The organism is Paenibacillus sp. VTT E-133280 (genome assembly GCF_002264385.1).
GTDB lineage: Bacteria > Bacillota > Bacilli > Paenibacillales > Paenibacillaceae > Paenibacillus_AQ > Paenibacillus_AQ nitricinens.
On sequence record NZ_NFUX01000050.1, the window covers coordinates 21,571 to 40,621 of the forward strand.

Annotated in this window: 20 protein-coding genes; 5 read left to right on the forward strand and 15 right to left on the reverse strand. The window is 43.2% G+C overall.

Annotated elements, in window-relative coordinates; genetic code table 11:
• Positions 1-63: 63 nt before the first annotated feature.
• The 4 genes from CA600_RS20350 to yyaC all read right to left on the reverse strand — a co-directional run bounded on the left by CA600_RS20350 (position 64) and on the right by yyaC (position 3,195).
• A complete protein-coding gene (locus CA600_RS20350; protein ID WP_094872430.1) occupies positions 64-870 on the reverse strand; it encodes a PhzF family phenazine biosynthesis protein in 807 nt (268 codons plus the stop codon).
• A complete protein-coding gene (locus CA600_RS20355; RefSeq protein ID WP_094872432.1) occupies positions 870-1,541 on the reverse strand; it encodes a DUF6483 family protein in 672 nt (223 codons plus the stop codon). The genes CA600_RS20350 and CA600_RS20355 overlap by 1 nt, the downstream gene beginning before the upstream one ends.
• Positions 1,542-1,770: 229 nt before the next feature.
• Positions 1,771-2,577, reverse strand: a complete 807-nt coding sequence (locus CA600_RS20360) for an alpha/beta fold hydrolase (RefSeq protein WP_094872433.1) — start codon at positions 2,575-2,577, stop codon at positions 1,771-1,773.
• 90 nt (positions 2,578-2,667) lie between these two features.
• A complete protein-coding gene (yyaC, locus tag CA600_RS20365) occupies positions 2,668-3,195 on the reverse strand; it encodes a spore protease YyaC (RefSeq protein ID WP_256989937.1) in 528 nt (175 codons plus the stop codon).
• Between the two features lie 144 nt (positions 3,196-3,339).
• On the opposite strand from yyaC, the gene CA600_RS20370 reads away from it, so the two are divergent.
• Positions 3,340-3,564, forward strand: a complete 225-nt coding sequence (locus CA600_RS20370; RefSeq protein ID WP_042131036.1) for a DUF1128 domain-containing protein — start codon at positions 3,340-3,342, stop codon at positions 3,562-3,564.
• A gap of 77 nt (positions 3,565-3,641) precedes the next feature.
• Here CA600_RS20370 and CA600_RS20375 read toward each other — a convergent pair whose 3' ends face one another.
• Positions 3,642-4,646, reverse strand: a complete 1,005-nt coding sequence (locus CA600_RS20375; protein WP_094872435.1) for an asparaginase — start codon at positions 4,644-4,646, stop codon at positions 3,642-3,644.
• A 440-nt stretch (positions 4,647-5,086) separates the two neighbouring features.
• Between CA600_RS20375 and CA600_RS20380 the strand changes: the two genes are divergently transcribed.
• Positions 5,087-5,596 carry a YtxH domain-containing protein gene (locus CA600_RS20380; RefSeq protein WP_076285477.1) on the forward strand — a complete coding sequence of 170 codons (510 nt, stop codon included), beginning with the start codon at positions 5,087-5,089 and terminating at the stop codon, positions 5,594-5,596.
• Positions 5,597-5,745: 149 nt separating this feature from the next.
• Positions 5,746-6,078, forward strand: coding sequence for a DUF5665 domain-containing protein (locus tag CA600_RS20385; RefSeq protein WP_094872436.1), 333 nt, complete (start codon positions 5,746-5,748; stop codon positions 6,076-6,078).
• A 208-nt stretch (positions 6,079-6,286) separates the two neighbouring features.
• On the opposite strand, the gene CA600_RS20390 is transcribed toward CA600_RS20385, so the two are convergent.
• From CA600_RS20390 to CA600_RS20430, 9 genes are all read right to left on the reverse strand, one after another.
• Positions 6,287-7,057, reverse strand: coding sequence for a sigma-70 family RNA polymerase sigma factor (locus CA600_RS20390; protein ID WP_042131042.1), 771 nt, complete (start codon positions 7,055-7,057; stop codon positions 6,287-6,289).
• Complete coding sequence (gene rsbW / locus CA600_RS20395) at positions 7,054-7,506, reverse strand: anti-sigma B factor RsbW (RefSeq protein WP_042191848.1); 453 nt, start codon at positions 7,504-7,506, stop codon at positions 7,054-7,056. The genes CA600_RS20390 and rsbW overlap by 4 nt, the downstream gene beginning before the upstream one ends.
• A gap of 18 nt (positions 7,507-7,524) precedes the next feature.
• Positions 7,525-7,863 (reverse strand): STAS domain-containing protein, encoded by a 339-nt coding sequence (locus tag CA600_RS20400; RefSeq protein ID WP_042131044.1) that lies wholly within the window; start codon positions 7,861-7,863, stop codon positions 7,525-7,527.
• Positions 7,864-7,962: 99 nt separating this feature from the next.
• Positions 7,963-9,633: a response regulator gene (locus CA600_RS20405; protein ID WP_094872438.1), complete on the reverse strand. Its 1,671-nt coding sequence runs from the start codon at positions 9,631-9,633 to the stop codon at positions 7,963-7,965.
• Positions 9,634-9,654: 21 nt separating this feature from the next.
• Complete coding sequence (locus CA600_RS20410) at positions 9,655-10,521, reverse strand: CheR family methyltransferase (RefSeq protein WP_076300661.1); 867 nt, start codon at positions 10,519-10,521, stop codon at positions 9,655-9,657.
• Positions 10,522-10,608: 87 nt separating this feature from the next.
• Positions 10,609-14,277, reverse strand: a complete 3,669-nt coding sequence (locus tag CA600_RS20415) for a response regulator (protein ID WP_094872440.1) — start codon at positions 14,275-14,277, stop codon at positions 10,609-10,611.
• A complete protein-coding gene (locus tag CA600_RS20420; RefSeq protein ID WP_094872441.1) occupies positions 14,274-15,446 on the reverse strand; it encodes a SpoIIE family protein phosphatase in 1,173 nt (390 codons plus the stop codon). Before CA600_RS20420 ends, CA600_RS20415 begins: the two co-directional genes overlap by 4 nt.
• A gap of 235 nt (positions 15,447-15,681) precedes the next feature.
• On the reverse strand, positions 15,682-16,206 hold the full coding sequence (locus CA600_RS20425) for a hypothetical protein (protein ID WP_094872443.1): 525 nt from the start codon (positions 16,204-16,206) through the stop codon (positions 15,682-15,684).
• Between the two features lie 60 nt (positions 16,207-16,266).
• On the reverse strand, positions 16,267-16,773 hold the full coding sequence (locus CA600_RS20430; RefSeq protein ID WP_094872444.1) for a DUF948 domain-containing protein: 507 nt from the start codon (positions 16,771-16,773) through the stop codon (positions 16,267-16,269).
• 188 nt (positions 16,774-16,961) lie between these two features.
• On the opposite strand from CA600_RS20430, the gene CA600_RS20435 reads away from it, so the two are divergent.
• Positions 16,962-17,129, forward strand: a complete 168-nt coding sequence (locus tag CA600_RS20435; RefSeq protein WP_042131050.1) for a DUF1328 family protein — start codon at positions 16,962-16,964, stop codon at positions 17,127-17,129.
• A gap of 126 nt (positions 17,130-17,255) precedes the next feature.
• The gene (locus tag CA600_RS20440; protein WP_094872446.1) at positions 17,256-17,630 is read left to right on the forward strand and encodes a hypothetical protein; all 375 of its coding nucleotides are present in this window, start codon (positions 17,256-17,258) and stop codon (positions 17,628-17,630) included.
• A 236-nt stretch (positions 17,631-17,866) separates the two neighbouring features.
• On the opposite strand, the gene CA600_RS20445 is transcribed toward CA600_RS20440, so the two are convergent.
• On the reverse strand, positions 17,867-18,952 hold the full coding sequence (locus tag CA600_RS20445; protein WP_094872447.1) for a C40 family peptidase: 1,086 nt from the start codon (positions 18,950-18,952) through the stop codon (positions 17,867-17,869).
• Between the last annotated feature and the right edge of the window lie 99 nt (positions 18,953-19,051).

The following is a 19,051-nucleotide window of genomic DNA, read 5'->3' on the forward strand; positions in this document are numbered from 1 at the left end:
GAGATTCTATGTCTCCTAACCAACATCGTTCCATTATATCACGGCTCTACAAGAGTTATCCTATCAGGGCTTCACCTGCAGCTCTCCACTAACAATAGTTATTGCTCGGCCAGACATCTTAATCTGATCTTTGCTTACCTCAAGTTGAAGCAAGCCTCCTCGTTCGGAAGCTTGATAAGCAGTCAGCTGCGTACGGTTAAGTCGACTAGCCCAGAAAGGTGCTAGCGCAGTATGCGCTGAGCCCGTGACCGGATCCTCATTTACCCCCATCTTCGGTGCAAAAAACCGTGACACACAATCTATGCCTTCGGTGGAGCTTTCTGCAGTAACCGCAAAGGCTCTCTCTTCAAGCCGGGATAAAGCCCCGAAGTCTGGGCTAAGTTCGCGAACTAGGGATTCCTGATCGAGCCGTACAAGTACATTGTCAGCATATAGCATAGTTTCTACCACATTTGCTTCTGAAATACCAAGTGCTTCTATAAGAGCCGGAATTGTAGGAGAAGACTTAAGCTCATAAGGCGGGAAGTACAGTGAGATCAGATCATCCGCACGAGAAGCTCTAAGCAACCCACTGCGTGTATAAAATCTAGCTTCCACATCTGGATCCAGCAATCCCAACTCCCATAATATATGTGCACTTGCTAGAGTAGCATGGCCACATAAATCAACCTCAACCTTGGGCGTGAACCAGCGCAGGCGATATCCATCAGTCTCCGGCCAGAGAAATGCCGTCTCTGACAAGTTCATTTCTGCTGCTGTCTTCAGCATAAATGTCTCGTCGACTGGATGCCTCAGCAAGCATACTGCTGCCGGGTTTCCTGAATATGCTTTTCCTGCAAAGGCATCGATAATAAATAAAGGGGTATTCATTAGGCTTCCGACTCCCTCCGAACTTCTGTGATCCGGTGCCACTCTTTCCATCCTTGTTCCACTTCATGGATAGGGAGCAAGCCTTGTTCCAATTCTTCCGGTGATTTAAGCAGCAGCCGTCTGTACAGCTCATCACCTTCCAGTGAGACATCTTCCCCCTGCTCCCATAGTCGGTAAAGACCGTCCTCCGCTTTACTATAATGTCCGATAGACTCCATATAAACTAGAAGCAGCCGTTCCGTCTTGGCTGGAAGACGATACGCTTTGACTTCCTCCAAAAGTTCATCAATATCCTCTGTCATCTGCAGTATTTCTCGATCAGCTCCGTGCAAATCTGCGTACAAATATAAGTGCAGTGCTCTCATACTTCTAAATAGTGCCGCATCATGATCGCCATTTGCAGCATAAATGCTGCCCTCTTCCTTAAGCAGCTTGGCTACACCTTGAAGCTTATCTGACTCCAACACACCGTTAAACCGGAACATATCTATAATATCTTCTACTGATAGTGAATTTAAAAGACGTGAGTTCAGCGGAAAATGACGGTTCAATAGCTCATCAATTTCCCATAAGGCTTCCGTTGTCTTCCGCTCTTGCTTTAGCGTTAGAACCTTGGCAACCATCGCCGTCATATCTTCGATCATTCGGACAATATAGTCTCTTCGGAACATGAACTTCCCCCTTTTCCATTCTGGAACTGTAAATCTTTTGTATCTAGCTATTTCATATGTGCTATTCATTTATCTTAAACCATTGCACTTCGCTATGCCACTTATGAGCTTGTAGAGAAAGAAGATTGTTCCATCCATCTGCAAATTTCAGTAGTCTCCATGTAAAAGAGGCAGCCCACGCCAGTTACTTTGACGCGGAGCTGCCTCTTTTTGAATTATTTTTCAGCGATCATGAATGACTGTTAATATTAACCGTAGCTTGGGTGAATTCTCTGATAACCTCAGCTAACCGTTCAGGAGCTTCAAAGAGGCTCATGTGGCCCGCTCCAGAAATCATAGCTTGCGTTATATTTGGTTTATCCGAAGTAAAGGTGCGTTCCGCAGGAATCAGTCCATCCTGCTCGCCAGCCACAAGTAGTACCGGCAACGTGGTAGCTGTGATCACATCACGTCGATCCGGACGCTCGCGCATCGCCAGTGCAGCTCCCGCTGCTCCTTGTGGAGGAGTTTTGTAACCAATTTCTTTGGCTCGCTCCAGCAGATGCGGTGATGCAGAAGCAGTTGCTTTAGCAAAAATTCCTGGGACGAAGCTGTCCACAAAAGGAGTAATGCCTTCATTTTGAATTCTGCTGACACTTTTCAATCGATTCTCCCGTGCTTCTTCACTATCCGGATATGCAGTAGAATGGATTAATCCGAAGCCCTTCAATCGAGAAGCATACCGCTGCGCGAATGAAAGTGTAATATATCCACCAAGTGAATGTCCCAGCATGGTGCATTCAGAAATTTCTAGTATATCTAACAAGCCCAGAACATCGTCTGCCATTTGTTCAATCGTATAGGGGCCTAGTGGAGCCTCTGAAGCTCCATGACCACGTAAATCGGGAGCAATCACTCGGTAGTCGCTGCTTAAGATGGGAATGACTTGTTCCCAGTATTCAGCACTTCCACAAAAGCCATGCAATAATACAATAACCTCGCCTTTTCCCTGATCACTGTAGCAAATATTGCTTCCGTCACAACGTACTCTTTCCATGGCTGCTTCCCTCTTTCCAAAATACTAAGATATATTAACTAATATCTATTATTAAGCAAAACAGCTCTTCTTGAAACTGGCATCCTATTCTTAACGCTCAATTCCAAACCCTTTTGCTGCTGCGGCGGCAATTTGTTCAGCCATAACCATAACTCTATGTAGTGGAGTCGTCTGCAGCGTCCGATATGGCTTGGGACCGTTGATATCTACAATCGCCGCCAAGCTATAATGCCCCACTGCTGGAAGGCATACCCCCACCGATTGTGCTGGCTGAAGCGGCTCATTCGAAACGAAGTAATATCCAAGAGCTATTGGAGGTCCTAGGCAAGCATCCACAGCAATAATGATATGCTCAGATGGAATTTCAGCGACTCTGGCCACCAAATTATCTGCATCGCAAGGAGATGGCAACGTACCGATTACGTGCGGAAAGCCATATTCCAGAAGTTTATTGCCTGTTACTGGACCGAGAGCATCACCTGTAGATCGATCCGTTCCGATACACAGAAACGTAACTTTCTTCGCTGAATGCAGCGCTGCAATTTCCATAAAAAAAGATACCAATCCTACTTCGTCCATTTTGCTTCGTTTACCGCTTCCCTGTTCTCTAATTGCCAATACCTTCCCTCCCTTCGATCATATTCTTGATTTCATGCCTTTAATTTAACATGATTTCTGTGAGTCCGACAAAAAAATGGTGATCAAGCTCACAATCATGGTAAAATACATGAATCAGTGTACAGAGAGGATGTTAATAACCCTATGGATTTAACACAACCTAGTCAGGAAAATGTTGAATATATGATCGAGGCCATCAAGAACAAACTAAAGATGGCAAGTGCTGCTGCAATGCAAGCCTCCGCTTTTTCAGTAGATAAATATGAAGATATCTTCGATGTTTATGAGGTAGCCATGAGCAGCGATAGACTCAGTATTTCTCAGGTGGAAGCGCTAGTCTCCGAACTCGGCCGTCTGCGTCAGAAATAACTGTTCTTCGTTTACAAAAAGAGCCCCTTACTGCGCATCCGAGATGGATGCGCAGTAAGGGGCTCCTCTTTAAGTTCCTATTTCATGAAATGAAGCTGAAAATCTGTATCTGCATGACCTACCCGTGTACCACCATCATTGTAGATCACACCTGAAAATGCATTACGCAGCTTTTCCAAAGTATTTTTCTGACTGTATCCAATCTGATTTAAAATCCCCTGTACAATAAGTCCCCACTCTTCTTCTGATCCATCCAGAATCTTGAAGGCAATGCCCAGTCGCTCGCGGCGCAACCCGAAGCAGTATACACCCTTAAATCCACCCTTAGCAATAATATTTTCATCTTCCAAAAGGATTGAATCAAGGCGTCCAGACCCAGAAACCATCTCCGGATGAGCATTCATGGCCGCAGTGATCGTAGTGACCGCTTTGCGAGTTGCCTCGTCAGCAATTAAATCAGGATTGGCTAATTTCAAATACGCAGTCGCCAAGGCGGTCAAAGGCATGGCGAATACCGGTAGACCGCATCCATCCGTACCTAGACCAATACTGTCTGGTGCTACACCAGCCATATAAGCAATCGTATCTATAATCTCACGCTGAACCGTTTGCTCCGGCTGAGAGTATTCTTCAAGTGGTAGTCCTTTGAGCTTACTATACGATAAAATCCCCATGTGCTTGCCCGCACAGTTATGATAGAACTTTCTTTTGCCCGCGCCGCGAATGGCATTCTCTCTACTCGTATAATCCAGTGGATAGCTAGTGGCACATATCATTTGTTGCTCATCGATCCCAATCTTGGAGGAAATACTCTCTAGCGCTGCAACATGGTAGCTCTCTCCTCGGTGAGAAGCAGTCATTAGGGCAACCTCAGCGGGTGTAAAACCATAATGCTCCACGATTCCTCCACGAATGCCTGGGATAGCCTGAAGTGGCTTGGCCGCAGAACGGGTAAAGGACACAAACTCAGGATCACCTGCATATCCCTTTACGTTCCCGTTTTCTCCTACGATAGCAATATGTCCGCTATGGACACATTCCAGCAAATCTGACCGATATTCTCGTACTAATACTGTTTCCATGGTAACTCTCCTCTTTTCTCTTGCTGCTCTATAACCCACAAGGATTTATTAGAATTCTACATTTAATAAATGCTAGAAAATAACCCCGTGCTCCGGGGATTTTTTGTACATCACAAACTCCCTTAAGTGTTAGTTCCATGAGGAATTCTACTCCTATTTTCATCATTCTTCAATCCTCTCCACACCAAGAAGATTTTAGAAACCACACAAAAACAATGCCATCAGCAATAAATCCAGAGTGACGCCTCCTCAGATTCTTGCTTTTCTGAAAAATTACTACATCTCAATCTGCCCGAATTCGTTCTATGTGGTATTCCAAGCTGTTAATAAATAGTCTAGAACAAGTGACTCTCGCCATCGTCCCCTTATTCATCAATTGTTTCAGCCTATACGCCAAAGTTTAAATACGAAGTAAGATAACTTATAAGGAGTGATTGGTGATGAGTAACGTAGAACATAAAGTAGAGCATGAAGTAGAAAACGGAAGCAACTTTTTCAAAGGCATCTTTATTGGTAGCTTAATAGGTGCTGCCGCAGCCCTGTTATTTGCACCAAAGCCTGGCCGTGAAATGCGTAGTGATCTGTCTGATAAACTTACGCTTGCTACTGACAAAACCAAAGAAGTGGCTGGCGTCGTAACTGACAAAACCAAAGCCATTGCCACAACGGTAGGTGAAAAAGCAACCGATCTGGCTAGTACGGTTTCAGTCAAAGCCTCTGATATCTACACAACTGTCAGTGACAGCAAGCAGCAAATTGCCGCTACCCTTCAAGACGCAGGCAGCAAAATTGGTGACACTGTAAGTGAAGCCTCAAATAATGTAGCCTCTGATGTGAAAGACGCTTCTAAAGAAGTGGCTGACGAAGCCAAAGCATCCTCTAAAGAAGTCGCCGATGAGGCTAAAGATGCAAAAGAGGATGTTAAATCCTCCTATAAATCCAGTTACTAATCTGCGGCATAATACAGCTATCATTTCATCCGACAACAGCCAGCTGTCCGCAGCTGGCTGTTGTTTAGTTATACCCTCAATAAAGATTCATCTGACTGAATAGATCCTTAATAAATGCCCGTTCGGGCTACAGAAAGCAGGGGTGCTCCATGGGAGAAACAAATAGCCAAACAAAAGCATATGAAATTGATGAACATCCTTTCGAATTACGGCATGAGGTCAAACGCTTAAACAATCGTCTGGATAAGATTGCTGACTCACTCGAAAAATCAGAATTTAAGGACATCCTCGATAACTACTCAGATCCAAAAAAAAGAATTATCACAAACTTAATGGCCGGTATATCCCGAGGTCTTGGCCTATCTCTCGGAACGTTCGTAGTCCTTGGTGTCCTGGGTTACATTCTCAGCCTATTTCTTGATGTTCCCGTGATCGGTGAGTACCTTGGTGAGATCAAAAAATACATCGATGCGAACAGCTAACAACTGGGCTATCTATCACCCATCTATCACCGCTCCCCCTTACCCCGCTTGTCCGTCTAATCCTTCAAGGTTAGCCGGACAAGCAGGGTAAGAGCTTTGTAGAACACAAATAAAGGACATGCTATTCTCCAGGCACGGAGAGAGGCATGTCCTTATCGTCGAACAGTAAAATTCAAATCCAGGTAATGTATATTACACATAAAGGAGCTCAATAGGATGAGTTGGCCATAATCTGCTTTAACTTCTCAGTGGCCCGCTTCTGTATCCGTGAAACGCTCATCTGTGAAACCCCCAGCTTCTGAGCGATTGCCCGCTGGGATTGACCATCTTGGAAGGCTAGCAATAATACCTGCTGCTCTTGCTCCTTCAATTGTCCTAGTGCTTGCTGCAGATCCATTCGTTTCTCTACAGTCTCGTAATCGTTCGCATCAGAGCTGATAAGCTCCCCTAGCGTAGCTCCAGTCTCCTCTTGGGAAAGCGGTGAATCCAGAGATACGTAATGGTAACATTCTCTGCCTGCCAGTACTTCTACAGTTTCTTCAACAGACAGATCAAGATAATGAGCGATCTCATCGACCGCAGGAGAACGCTCAAGCTTCACTGTAAGTTCATCAATAGCGTGTTGAACAAGCGCTCCTTTTTCTTTAATCCGTCTAGGAACCTGTATGTACCAAGATTTATCACGTAAATAATTCTTCATATGTCCAATCATGCTTTTCATCGCATAGGGCTCAAAAGGGATTCCGAGACTGATATCATATTGCTGCAGTAACCGGATGAGCGCCATTTGCCCGACCTGATATAAATCCTCATACAAGTCGGGGCGATTACGGGAAATTTTCCCAGCAGCCATTTTTACCATAGGCTCATATTTCTGTATCAGCAACGTCGCCTGATCGTTATCCTTGGTCTGCTGATACTCCCAAATTTGGGTGACTGCTTCATTCATGGACTCGGGGGGAGTCACTTTGTCACTCATACTTTCTCCTCGCTAAAATTAAGGTGCTTCTTCAAAGTTACCACCGTCCCTTTTCCGGCTTCACTTACAACACTAACGTCATCCATCAACGCTTGCATTAAGTAGAACCCTAACCCGCCAACCTGAACGTCACTTAACTCCTTATCGTGCAGTGTCATACGTTCATTAGACTTGTCCAAGCCGTCAAAGCTCTCCCCTTCGTCTTTGACTGTAATGGATAAGGAGCTTTCCTCTACCTCAAAAATAACATCTACTACTCCGTCTTTTTGGCCATAAGCATATAATACTGAATTGTTACACGCCTCTGATACTGCCACTTTCATGTCTTCTATATCCTCATAGGTGAAACCCATTTTCGAGGCAATGCCGTATAAATTCAACCTAACAATATCCACATACTCTGCGCTAGCAGGCAACTGAAGAATTACTTTTTGCACATCATCACTCATTCTTTGTTCTATCCTTTCCTAGTGGGAATTCTCTTGGGAGGCAAAAAACTTGGAAATACCAGTCATGTCAAACAGCTTCTGAATTTGTGGAGGAACATCCTCAACCATAAACTTAACGTCCATTCCTTGTCTTGATTTCAGGATCGAAAGTAGAATACCAATCCCTGTGCTATCAATGTATTTTAATTCTTTTAGATTAATAACTAAATCTAGTTTGGTATCTCCCACAAGTGGCTCCATAACCAGGCGGAAATCGGAAGCCACTGATAAATCAAGTTCACCACTCAGGAAAACTGTGCATACATTCCCTTTGGTTTCTGTCTTAGCATGGAACTTGTTACTTTTATGCGTATTCATTAGACGATCTCTCCTGAACAAATATTTTCTATATTAATAACCTTAATGATATACCTTTGAATCAGATAACGTTAAAAAAATGAATTGGTAAATACTAGATTACGCTTGAAAAATAGATATATCAGGTTCTACTAATACATTGTCGCTACTAGAATATCGAGAAATAATTTGTTTTATACTACTCATCTTCAGCGGTTTGCTGATGTAATCATCCATTCCAGAGGCCTTACAGCGATTCTGAATCCCTTCCATGACGTTCGCCGTCATTGCAATGATAACGGTCTTCTCGGCAGCAGGACCGCCCTCTCGACGAATTTGAGCGGTTGCCTCCAAGCCATCCATCACTGGCATCTGAAGGTCCATAAAGATAAAATCATAAGGACGTTTAATCGCCATCTCCACAGCCTGTTGACCATCTTCAGCCATATCGGCCGCATAGCCCAGCTTATCCAGCATGCTGACCATTAGACGCTGATTAATCGGATGGTCATCCACAACAAGGATTCTACTTCTCCCCTCTTGATTGGGAACAAGATGCGTGGATTCCTCTTCTTGATATCCACCTATCAAATCTTCTCCTGGCATGGATGCCTGAATCGTAAATATAAAAGTGGCTCCTTTTTGCTCCATCGATTCTACCCGGATTTCTCCGCCCATCATTCCGACAAGAGATTTACATATAGCTAATCCCAGACCTGTTCCCCCATATTTCCGTGTCATGGAAGAATCAAGCTGCGAGAAGGGCTCAAATAATCGGTCACATTTCTCCGGAGAAATACCAATCCCCGTATCCATAATTGTGAATTCAACTTCCATCTTATGATCCGCAACGCTCTTGATCGAGGCGACTAGATAAACCCCACCTTGATTTGTGAACTTCACTGCGTTAGCGATCAGATTAATTAGAACTTGGCGTAAACGAGCCATATCCCCATATAAAAGCCGAGGCAATTTCTGATCAATAAAATAAGCGAGCTCCAGGTTCTTCTTTCCCGCTTCTATCGAAAAGAGACTGAACACCTCTTGAATACAATTTCGGAGTTCAAATAAGTGCTCTTCAACTTCCATTTTTCCGGATTCCATTTTAGTAAAATCAAGAATGTCGTTAATTACCGTAATCAACGTGTCTGCACTTTTCCGAATGATCTCTGAATATTCCTTTTGCTCAGAAGTAAGATCCGTCTCCATTAATAGATCGATCATACCAACTACGCCGTTCATAGGTGTACGAATTTCATGACTCATCATGGCTAGAAATTCCGACTTTGCTTTCGAGGCGATCTCCGCCTCTTCTTTTGCCTTGATAAGCTCACTATTAATGATTTCCAGTTCTTTCGTCTTTTGCTGCAGCAGCATGGTTTGAGTCTGATGCTTCTTGCTCGTGATGTACATTTCGACAAAGCCTTGTATCTTAGAGTTCAAAATTTGTGGAATGAACGGCTTGACCATATAATCAATAGCCCCTGCCGAATAGCCAGCGAATAAATGCTCCGCTTCTTTGCTATTGGCAGAGATAAAAATAATCGGAATTTCCTTCGTTTTCTCTCTGGCCTTGATCAATTTTGCAGTTTCAATTCCATCCATACCCGGCATCTGTACATCTAGTACAATGACAGCAAAATCATACCTTAACAAACAGCGCAACGCTTCTTCACCGGAGGTAGCTTTAATTAGCTCGTAATGCTGGCTCTCAAGCACTGCCTCCAGCGCCAGCAAATTTTCAGGACGGTCGTCTACTAGTAGTATATGAATTGGTTCTTGAAACCCCATAGGACCACCCTCCCACATGCGTTATTTTATGTTACGGTATATTTTCTCCACTCTGTCTAAAGATTCATAGCAATCGCTATATTTCGTAAAGTGAATGGACTCCTTAGAGCCCAGAACAAGGATTCCAAAGCGACTTAGACTTTCATGAAACAACCCGTGAACATGATCACGAAGCTCATCATTGAAATAGATCATTACATTTCGGCAGAAAATAACATTAAATTCATTAAATGAAGTGTCAGTAGCTAAATTATGCTCAGCAAAAATAATATTTTTGCGTAAATAAGGTTGTAAAATAACTGAATTATACTTCGCAGTATAGTATTCGGAAAATGCCCGAGTACCTCCTGCCTCCAAATAATTCTTTGTGTATTGCTTCATTCTGCTAATATCATAAACGCCTTCCTTAGCCTGCTGTAAAGAACGCTCATTCATATCTGTGGCATAAATTCGAGCCTTATCATAAAGCCCTTCTTCATGAAGCAGGATGGCCATGGAATAAACTTCCTCCCCAGTGGAACATCCAGCATGCCAGATACGAATATAGGGATAGGTTCTTAACAATGGAACTACCTTCTGGCGAAAAGTTAGAAATAATCCCGGATCCCTGAACATTTCAGTAACAGGAATAGAGAGACTGTAGACAAATCGTTCAAAACAAGCCCGATCATGCAGAACCTTCTCTTGCAGCGCGGATATGGTGAGTACATTCTCCGCATGAACATGATGCCAGATGCGTCGTTTTAATGAAGGCAACGCATAATTCCGGAAATCATAGCCATATAAACGGTGTACCCCATCAAGAAGCAGCTCAATCTCAATTTGCTCCAGTTCGTCACTTCCCGCCAGAACGGGTTGCTCTTCATATCCGTGTTCTATTGCTTTCATTGTTATCCCGACTCCCTTATCAACACGCCGTACTTTTGAAGAATGGCTTTTTGTTAGTTCTTTTAAAGTATTACCCCAATATTGAGGTTACGAATACAGCCAGACTCGCATTAAAGATAGAAGTTGACCCGTTGCGATTGGCTTCTTCATATAGTCAGAGGCCCCCGCTTCAATGCATTTGGCACGATCCTCTTTCATAGCTTTGGCGGTAAGCGCAATAATAGGCAGTTTCTTGTACTGCGGCATCTCGCGAATCCGGCGCATAGCCTCATATCCGTCCATCTCCGGCATCATCATATCCATTAGTACAAGATCGAAATCTTCTTGCTCTACCAGCATTTCCAGCGCCTCGCGTCCATTCTCCGCAAACTTCACTTCCATATGATACTCTTCGAGTACACTGGAGAGCGCAAACACATTGCGAATATCATCATCGACGAGCAGTATTTTCTTTCCTTCGAACAATTCTTCTTTATTATGAAGCTTCTGCAGTATCTTACGTTTATCTTCCGGAAGATTGGCTTCTACCCGGTGCAAGAACAGCGTAGTCTCATCTAATAACCGTTCTGGAGAACGTACATCCTTGATAATAATTGATTCCGCATATTTGCGTAGCTGTGTCTCTTCTTTGCCATCCAAATCCTTACCCGTATAAATAATAATAGGTAGATCATTTAATTCCTCATCATCACGAATTTGATCCAGCAGATCGAAACCAGTCATATCCTCAAGCATCAGATCCAGAACCATACAATCATATCTCTGCTTCCGTAGCTCACTCAGTGCCTCCCCGCCAGTTGAAACTGCGGTTATAGCCACATCGTCGTGACCGATCAATTCCATGATAGAACGACGCTGAATCTCATCATCCTCAACAATCAGCAAGTATTTCAACGTACTGGAGGTGTAGTTCTCGATTTGCGAGAACGCCCGCTCTAGAGCTTCTCTAGAAGATGGTTTTCTTAAATAAGCCATAGCCCCCATCATAAGCCCCTGCTTCACTTCATCATTTACAGAGATGACATGGACAGGAATGTGGCGGGTCTGAGATGCGCTTTTTAACTCTCTAAGGATGGTCCAACCGTCCATTACAGGCAGCTGAATGTCTAGAATAATTGCATCAGGTAGATAAGTCTTCGCCATCTGCAGTCCAGTATCGCCTTGAAGGGCTACAAGCCCTTTGAAATTGCGGCCATGAGCCATATCCAGTAATATTTTCGCAAAGCTCTCATCGTCTTCAATAATAAGCAGAACCTTATCATTTGCAGTCAAATGATCACGGTCATCATCGATCATCAATTGTGGAATAGGTTCATGGACTGGCGTTGGTACAAGGGTTGGAAGCATATCTCCGATATATTCTTCGAAGGCCCGATCCTCTCTAGAAGCAGCAGCTTCTATTACTGCGGGTTGTTTATTATAATTCCCTATAACCGGCAAATACATAGTAAAGGTACTGCCTTGACCCTCACGGGATTCCAGCACAATAGCTCCACCCATTAAACGCGCTAACTCACGGCTAATGGATAAACCTAAGCCTGTCCCCCCAAATTTACGGCTGGTTGTCCCATCCACCTGTTGGAAAGCTTCAAACACAATATCGGTCTTGTCCGCCGGTATACCAATTCCACTGTCCTTCACAGCAATAGCAATATATTCAACTTCACTCGGCAGATCCAGCGGAATAAGATTGTCATCTGCTTGGCTAACCGAGAACTCAATAAACCCTTCCATCGTAAACTTAAAAGCATTAGAAAGTAGATTTCTTAGCACCTGCTTCAACCGATGACCATCGGCAATGACGCTATCTGGTAATGGCTCGTTAAAGGTGATTTTTAAAGAAAGTCCCTTTTTGAGCGCTTGCGGAGCAAAATTCTGCTTCACAAAGCTCTTCAGCTCCGTTAATTTAATTTCTTCTTGGTTCAGTTCCATCTTGCCAGCGTCAACCTTGGATAAGTCCAAAATCTCATCAATCATCTTAAGCAAGTCTGCACCTGACATATAAATCGTATGTGCAAATTCAACCTGTTTCTCTGACAAGTTGCCATCCTTATTCTCCGTAAGAAGCTGAGATAAAATCAAGAGACTGTTAAGTGGAGTCCGCAATTCATGAGACATATTCGCCAAGAACTCTGATTTATATTTACTTGTCACAGATAATTGTTTGGCCTGTTTCTCTAATTGAATTTTTGCATGCTCAATTTCATCTTTCTTCTCTTCAACCTCTTGCACTTGTTCCTCTAAAGCGCGGGTCTTGGCAATAAGTTCCGTATTATAATGCTCCAGTTCTTCCTGCTGACGCTGGAGCAGTTCTTCCGAACGTTTAAGCGCATCCGTCTGCTCTTCCAAGTTCTCATTGGAACGACGCAATTCCTCTTGCTGAGTCTGTAATTCCTCCGACTGACACTGCAGCTCTTCCGTAAGAGCTTGTGAATCACGCAATAATTTCTCCACGATCAAACGACGGCTAATATTATTAAAAATAATACTTAAATTATTCGCAAGTTGTTGCAGCAAATCATTTTTCAAACTGCTAAAAGGTTGGAATGAAGCAAATTCTACTACACCCAGCAGTTCGTCTTCAAAAATAAGCGGATGGATAGAAATATATCTAGGTTGCGCATCCACAAATCCGGACTTGACGGATGAATAGTCTTCAGGAGCCTTCTCCAGTCTAATGGGGTGCATATCGAGCGCACTTTGTCCTACTAGCCCTTCTCCAATCATAAACCCGTCCTTAGGTTTCTTATCGTTATCTACTGCATAATATCCACTGCTTCGTAAAAAATCAGGACGATTGGCATCTTTTAAATATACAGCTCCGAACTGTGCTCCCAGCACAGGGGTAAACTCATTGATGAAGGTCTGTGAGACCTGATCCAAGGAGCTAACACCTCGCAATAGTTCCGTCACCTGAGCAACATTCGCATTCAGCCAGGATTGGTCATTCTGCGCTTGCGCATAGGCCTGTTCCATTTGCTGCTTCTGTTCAAGATCTAAAGCCATCTTCTTAAAGACGAGAGCAACCTCACCAATTTCATCTTTAGTAGTAACCTTTATACGCCGTATGGCTCTCACTTTACCGTTGCCAAAGCTGGTAATCATCATCGAAACGACATTAAGCCCCCGTGTGATGCTAGGGATGATCCAAAGAACTACTCCAAGTCCGAGAAGTAAGCCCAGAATCATCATAAGAACTACCATCTGAGTCGAACTTTTATAAGCTTCGTTGGCCTTCGTACTCTCTTCGTTCATAATAAACGCATTATAATCAGAGAGACTGTTCAGAGCGTTTAACACGGCATTCTGAATCGCTTGTCCCTCTGTGTTGGAATATGTGCTGGCATTTTGAAAATAACCAGCCGATAGCAGTTTCAATACCTTTTCCTGATAATTTAAATAAGAGGTGTACGCATCATCTATTTGACTAACCATTTGCATCTCTTCAGCGCTGGTCATCGACGCTTTTATTTTCTCGTAGTGCTCATTCGCTTTATTAATCTTTTTATCAATCTCATTCTTTTGAGATTCTACCGATGATGCATCTGCACTTAGCATGGTCGTGGTCAATATTCGCGCCATATCATTGACTTCTCCACGCATCCCCGAAGAAGACCGCCCCTTCATATATCTGTCCTGATAACCTTCCAGTTGGTCATTCATATAATTTAAGCGGTCGTATCCTATCATCGTAAGTGCAAGCATAATCGCTAACATGGCACTGAAGCCAATTAAGAGTTTAGCCTTTATCTTCATTCTCTATCTGTTCCCTTCTTCAGTGAGATCCACACAATACATTTATCATCATCACGCTCTTTAGGAACCTCTACATTGAAAAATGCAGCCCGAATAGCTTCTTCGTTCCACTTATGTTCAACATTTAAATGTTGAATCATAAATTTAAGCTGCTCTTCTTGTTCACCCTCAACCAGTTCCAATAGACCATCTGTATAAAGAACTAAATGCCCTTCATCTTCATAGGTTAAGCTCTGTGGCTGAATATCGATCCGTTCAAACAGACCTACTGGGTGACAGTTACTCTCCAGCATGACTGGAGTCTTAGCCTCGCCTTCAAAAAACAGCGCTGGTGGATGCCCGGCGTTAACGTAGTCAATACGTTTCATACGGGTATCTATCACAAGATAAATGGTCGTAAAGTAGTATTGGATCAACTTTTTCTCAATATAGAGCTGATTAAACCTTCGATTGAGCTCCTGAATTACCTTTTCCGGCTCTACATACGTAGTTACCGTGTCCTTTAATACAGAAGCAAGAAACATACAAAAAAGAGATGACGATATTCCGTGTCCCATAATGTCCAGCAGGATCACGCCATATCGGCCATCACCAAGGGGGTACCACGCGTATAAATCACCGGCAAGCTCAGAGGATGGCTGATAGATGGCATTGACCTCAAAATTCTCTTCCTGAAGAGGCGAGCTCAACACAGCATTCTGAACAAGTGCGGCCAGTCTCAATTCTTCTTGAATTCGCTGATCTCGTTCCTTATGCCAATCTTTCTCTCGCTTCAACCGCAGCGCGAGCCTAATTCGGGCCATCAGTTCCACTTTGTTAATGGGTTTCGTAACATAATCTACTGCACCTGCATCCAGTGCTTCTGCCAGCTTCTTGGAATCTCCAACAGCTGTAACCATTATTATTGGAATATCCTTCAGGTGTTCGTATTGCTGCACAACACGACATGCCTCGATTCCATCCATTTCCGGCATCATCATATCCAGTAAAATCAGATCGATATCTGACATCCGAGGACGTCCATCTTCACTCACAGAACCGATACCCAACCGCGTAAGCATCTCTTTTGCTGAGGATGCGGTTACGAAATTTCGGTAATCTTCTTTTTTCAGGATTTCACGGATAATGATAACATTAGTCGGATTGTCATCTACGATTAAGATTCTCATCATCTTCACCTCACACGAATAGTATTACGAACGAAAAATTCTGCGACTCATTACCTATATCATACGCTATTTAAATGTGTTATTTCTATTTTTAATATATGTAAATATAGTAATAGGTTCATTTACGCCTTCAGCAAAGTAACCTCCCGAGCCACTACATGTAGTGGTTCGGGAGGTTACTCTATGGTAAAGACAGCCCCTATTTATTAACCAAAATGATCAAAAGTGAAACATATTAAGAAGAAATACTATCAAATAAATCAATACCTTCAAATTCACCTGCTAAATTTCGATATATTTTGAGCGCATTATTTCCTCTCATATACACATCTCCATCTTCGGCTATAAAATACGGTTTACCCAAGGTAGATTGCACATTATCCTTCATGGGATCAATTCCCACCCCATTTACCTGTAGACCAAACTGCTGTGCTTGAGATGGTGAGACATGCACATACAGCACAAACCCCTCACCAACACCCACTGTCACATCTGCATATTGGTACTCCTCTGTCCCTTGCAATGGATCATTTGTTACCGCAAGCGGATCACCCTTGGCCAGAAGCAATTCTTCCTTCGTAGCATATAAAGCAACACCTTGCAGTGAATCAAACCGGTTTATAGAAGGGCTCGTTTCTGAGGAATATTCAAATGTGAGAACTGTCTTAGGCTGATCACTAAAAGTTGAGATAGGCGTCAACTGTGGAGACGCATCAAAGTATGGGGAAAGTAGACTAAACAAAAGAATGATAATGTTCATGTTGTTATCCCACCTTTCTTATCTGCAGCCGCCATTTACAGAGGACTTGCTGCCTTAACTTTAATGACGGAATTTTTTCCAAAGAGTTGCAGCTACATCTACACTTTTTAACACAGTAGCTATTTTCCCCGGTGCTTTCTCGTTATTAACAGCATCATAAGAGTTTACCGTACGTTCCTCAGCTGGAGTCAGCGGAGCTTCTTTTAAGGATACCCCCTTACGCTTCTCCCTCAATTCATGTGATTTACGATATCTTTCAATCACAGTTACTGAAACTTGCTTAACGGTTAAGGTCAACTCATTCATAACTTCTCCCAAATTCTTCACAGAATCTATGACAGGATCAATCTTCTGAATTTTATTCTGTACATCAGCGGTAATTTCATTTGCATGTCTGACTGTAGTCTTCACTTCATAAGTCAGTTCATCCATCGTCTTCTGCACTTCCACCAAGGTCTGGCTTACTTTGTCAAGAGATTGCTTCGCTGACTGCAAAGTCTTAATTAGAAAGAAAACAAGTATTGCGAATGCGATGGCAACGAGAGCTACACTAAGTTCAATGATCATATTCATAACCCCTTCCAAATCTCATAAATAGTGGCTAATCAGCCTTGTATACTGCATAGTTACCCCTACTACCATATGCCGAAACAATCTGTCGAGCGTTGTCAAAACTCCCTGCTCCCCTTTGTTTCAGAATCAAAGTCCCCGTTTATACAATGACTACAAATCAAAAAAAGGATAGGTGATATGTAATGTTAAAATGGTCCGCAATTCTGCTAGTTGTAGCTGTAATCGCTGGTATCTTTGGTTTCTTCAATCTTGTAGCAGCCGCTGCTGGTCTTGCAAAGATACTATTCTTCGTATTCTTGGTTCTGTTTGTTGTTTCCCTCTTCACGGGACGCAGAGGTAGATCGATGTAGCCTCCTCCCATAACTATCCATATATCTTATTCATCATGCAGAAAGTATAGGTCATTCCCACACAGATGTCACTTGAGAAAATAAGAAAAAGTTTTGAAATTAGATCATAATGAGGAGGAACTTAACATGAAAAAATTCGCCAGCATAACAGTTGCCTTGGGACTTATGGCTTCAATAGCAGCTACAGCATCAGCCGCAGAGGTAACAGGGACAACTACAGATTCTACGACCGCAAATGGAAGCACTTACACAACATCTTTTGAAACGATCATTACCCCATCGGATATTACTCCAGCCACACCACAAATTGTTCTAACCGAAAAAACAGCTTTCCACTTTTCAGTTGGCAGTATGATTCCCGCAGGCTGGCTTAGCGCTCAAACGCTTGATACCACAGGTGAAGTGATTACGGATACTTGGGGCAATGAATGGAGAGAAATCTACACTTGGCTAGGAAAAGCGTGGGTAAAGGTTCCTGTTGCTGCCAATGTAATTATGTAATTAGTACAAAAAAGATGATAACAAGCATAAATGCCTTCGGCGTCCCTATGAGGACGGCAAGTGTTTAAGCGAGAAATATAAAGATAATTTATAGAACGGAACATATAAATTCTTATATTTACAAAAAGCTACCCCCTCAGTAGATCATTCTACTGAGGGGGTAGCTTTTGCGCTTACGCCGCCTTTGTTCACCCGTCACAAACATGCGATGCTGCCGCTTCTGTATACCTATATAATTATCGGATGACCGATCCCCCGAAGAGGAAACGATTCGTCCAAGAAGCGCTTAATTTATCTACTTTCACCCCGCCTGAAGCTACGGAATACGTATGAAGAACTTGTCCATCTCCTAGATACATAGCAACATGCGATATTCTTGCCTTAGATTTATCGACCCCTTCATACGCTGAAGCGGAGTTCCCTTTATAATCCATAAAGAACATTAGATCGCCGCGTTTCAAACCGGAAGTAGACGTAACTACCGTACTATTCGATTTCACCCAATCTCCCTGTTGACGGGAATCAGCAGGCAGTTTCAGATTCACACCATCCATGAAAATTTGCCGGATATAATCAGAACAATCGAAGGTACTTGTATCATATCTGCTGGAACCAAACTCATAAGGTGTCCCAAGATAGCCCATACCTGCTGAGATTACACTCTCGATTTGGGCAGAAGCCCCAGGTGTAGAAATAGGTGGTACTGGTGCTGGCGGCGTCGGTGTCGGCGTTACCGTCCCAGTCCCCCCATTATTAGCGAACGAAGTATATTGATCATTTGAACTTATATATCCAATGCTACCATCAGAGGTTTGAATTTGATACCAGGAGCTGTTCGGCTGTGCCAGAAGCTGTACTTGTTCTCCCTTCTTCAGAAGTCTCAGTACTTTTCCGCTTGTAGAAGGTGTAGTTCGAAGATTCACTCCGTACTTTATGGTTCCCGTTTGTGCTGATGGTGCTGATGGTGTTGTTGGTGTACCTACTGATGATGAATTTACGCTGATATACTTATCATCTGCACTTGTATAGCCTACGGATCCATCCGCTGCTTTCACCTGATACCAATAGCTATTCGGTTGTGCCACAATCTGCACTTGATCTCCCTTTTGCAAATACTTCACTACTTCTCCACTTGTAGAAGGTGTACTGCGAAGGCGAACACTTGCCTCGATGACCGCTGTTTGACCGGCTGCTGCTGCCATAACTGAATTTGATGGACTTGAGGCTGCTGCTGCATTTCCAGGAGCAGATACTCCTAAACCTGCAACAATTGCAGCTGAAACCAATAAGGATGCTGTTAATTGCTTATGTGATTTAATCATACGTTCCCCCAATACCATGATGAGATTTCAACAAAGGTGTGTACTACATTCCTTTATGCCCTCATTATAGGCTTGCCCGGGATTTGGAACATGCTCCAA

Bases quoted from the DNA above. Each gene is read 5' to 3' on its own strand.
- CA600_RS20350 (WP_094872430.1), bottom strand. From the start codon at position 870: ATGAATACCCCTTTATTTATTATCGATGCCTTTGCAGGAAAAGCATAT.
- CA600_RS20355 (WP_094872432.1), bottom strand. From the start codon at position 1,541: ATGTTCCGAAGAGACTATATTGTCCGAATGATCGAAGATATGACGGCG.
- CA600_RS20360 (WP_094872433.1), bottom strand. From the start codon at position 2,577: ATGGAAAGAGTACGTTGTGACGGAAGCAATATTTGCTACAGTGATCAG.
- CA600_RS20370 (WP_042131036.1), top strand. From the start codon at position 3,340: ATGGATTTAACACAACCTAGTCAGGAAAATGTTGAATATATGATCGAG.
- CA600_RS20375 (WP_094872435.1), bottom strand. From the start codon at position 4,646: ATGGAAACAGTATTAGTACGAGAATATCGGTCAGATTTGCTGGAATGT.
- CA600_RS20380 (WP_076285477.1), top strand. From the start codon at position 5,087: ATGAGTAACGTAGAACATAAAGTAGAGCATGAAGTAGAAAACGGAAGC.
- CA600_RS20385 (WP_094872436.1), top strand. From the start codon at position 5,746: ATGGGAGAAACAAATAGCCAAACAAAAGCATATGAAATTGATGAACAT.
- CA600_RS20390 (WP_042131042.1), bottom strand. From the start codon at position 7,057: ATGAGTGACAAAGTGACTCCCCCCGAGTCCATGAATGAAGCAGTCACC.
- rsbW (WP_042191848.1), bottom strand. From the start codon at position 7,506: ATGAGTGATGATGTGCAAAAAGTAATTCTTCAGTTGCCTGCTAGCGCA.
- CA600_RS20400 (WP_042131044.1), bottom strand. From the start codon at position 7,863: ATGAATACGCATAAAAGTAACAAGTTCCATGCTAAGACAGAAACCAAA.
- CA600_RS20405 (WP_094872438.1), bottom strand. From the start codon at position 9,633: ATGGGGTTTCAAGAACCAATTCATATACTACTAGTAGACGACCGTCCT.
- CA600_RS20410 (WP_076300661.1), bottom strand. From the start codon at position 10,521: ATGAAAGCAATAGAACACGGATATGAAGAGCAACCCGTTCTGGCGGGA.
- CA600_RS20415 (WP_094872440.1), bottom strand. From the start codon at position 14,277: ATGAAGATAAAGGCTAAACTCTTAATTGGCTTCAGTGCCATGTTAGCG.
- CA600_RS20420 (WP_094872441.1), bottom strand. From the start codon at position 15,446: ATGAGAATCTTAATCGTAGATGACAATCCGACTAATGTTATCATTATC.
- CA600_RS20425 (WP_094872443.1), bottom strand. From the start codon at position 16,206: ATGAACATTATCATTCTTTTGTTTAGTCTACTTTCCCCATACTTTGAT.
- CA600_RS20430 (WP_094872444.1), bottom strand. From the start codon at position 16,773: ATGATCATTGAACTTAGTGTAGCTCTCGTTGCCATCGCATTCGCAATA.
- CA600_RS20435 (WP_042131050.1), top strand. From the start codon at position 16,962: ATGTTAAAATGGTCCGCAATTCTGCTAGTTGTAGCTGTAATCGCTGGT.
- CA600_RS20440 (WP_094872446.1), top strand. From the start codon at position 17,256: ATGAAAAAATTCGCCAGCATAACAGTTGCCTTGGGACTTATGGCTTCA.
- CA600_RS20445 (WP_094872447.1), bottom strand. From the start codon at position 18,952: ATGATTAAATCACATAAGCAATTAACAGCATCCTTATTGGTTTCAGCT.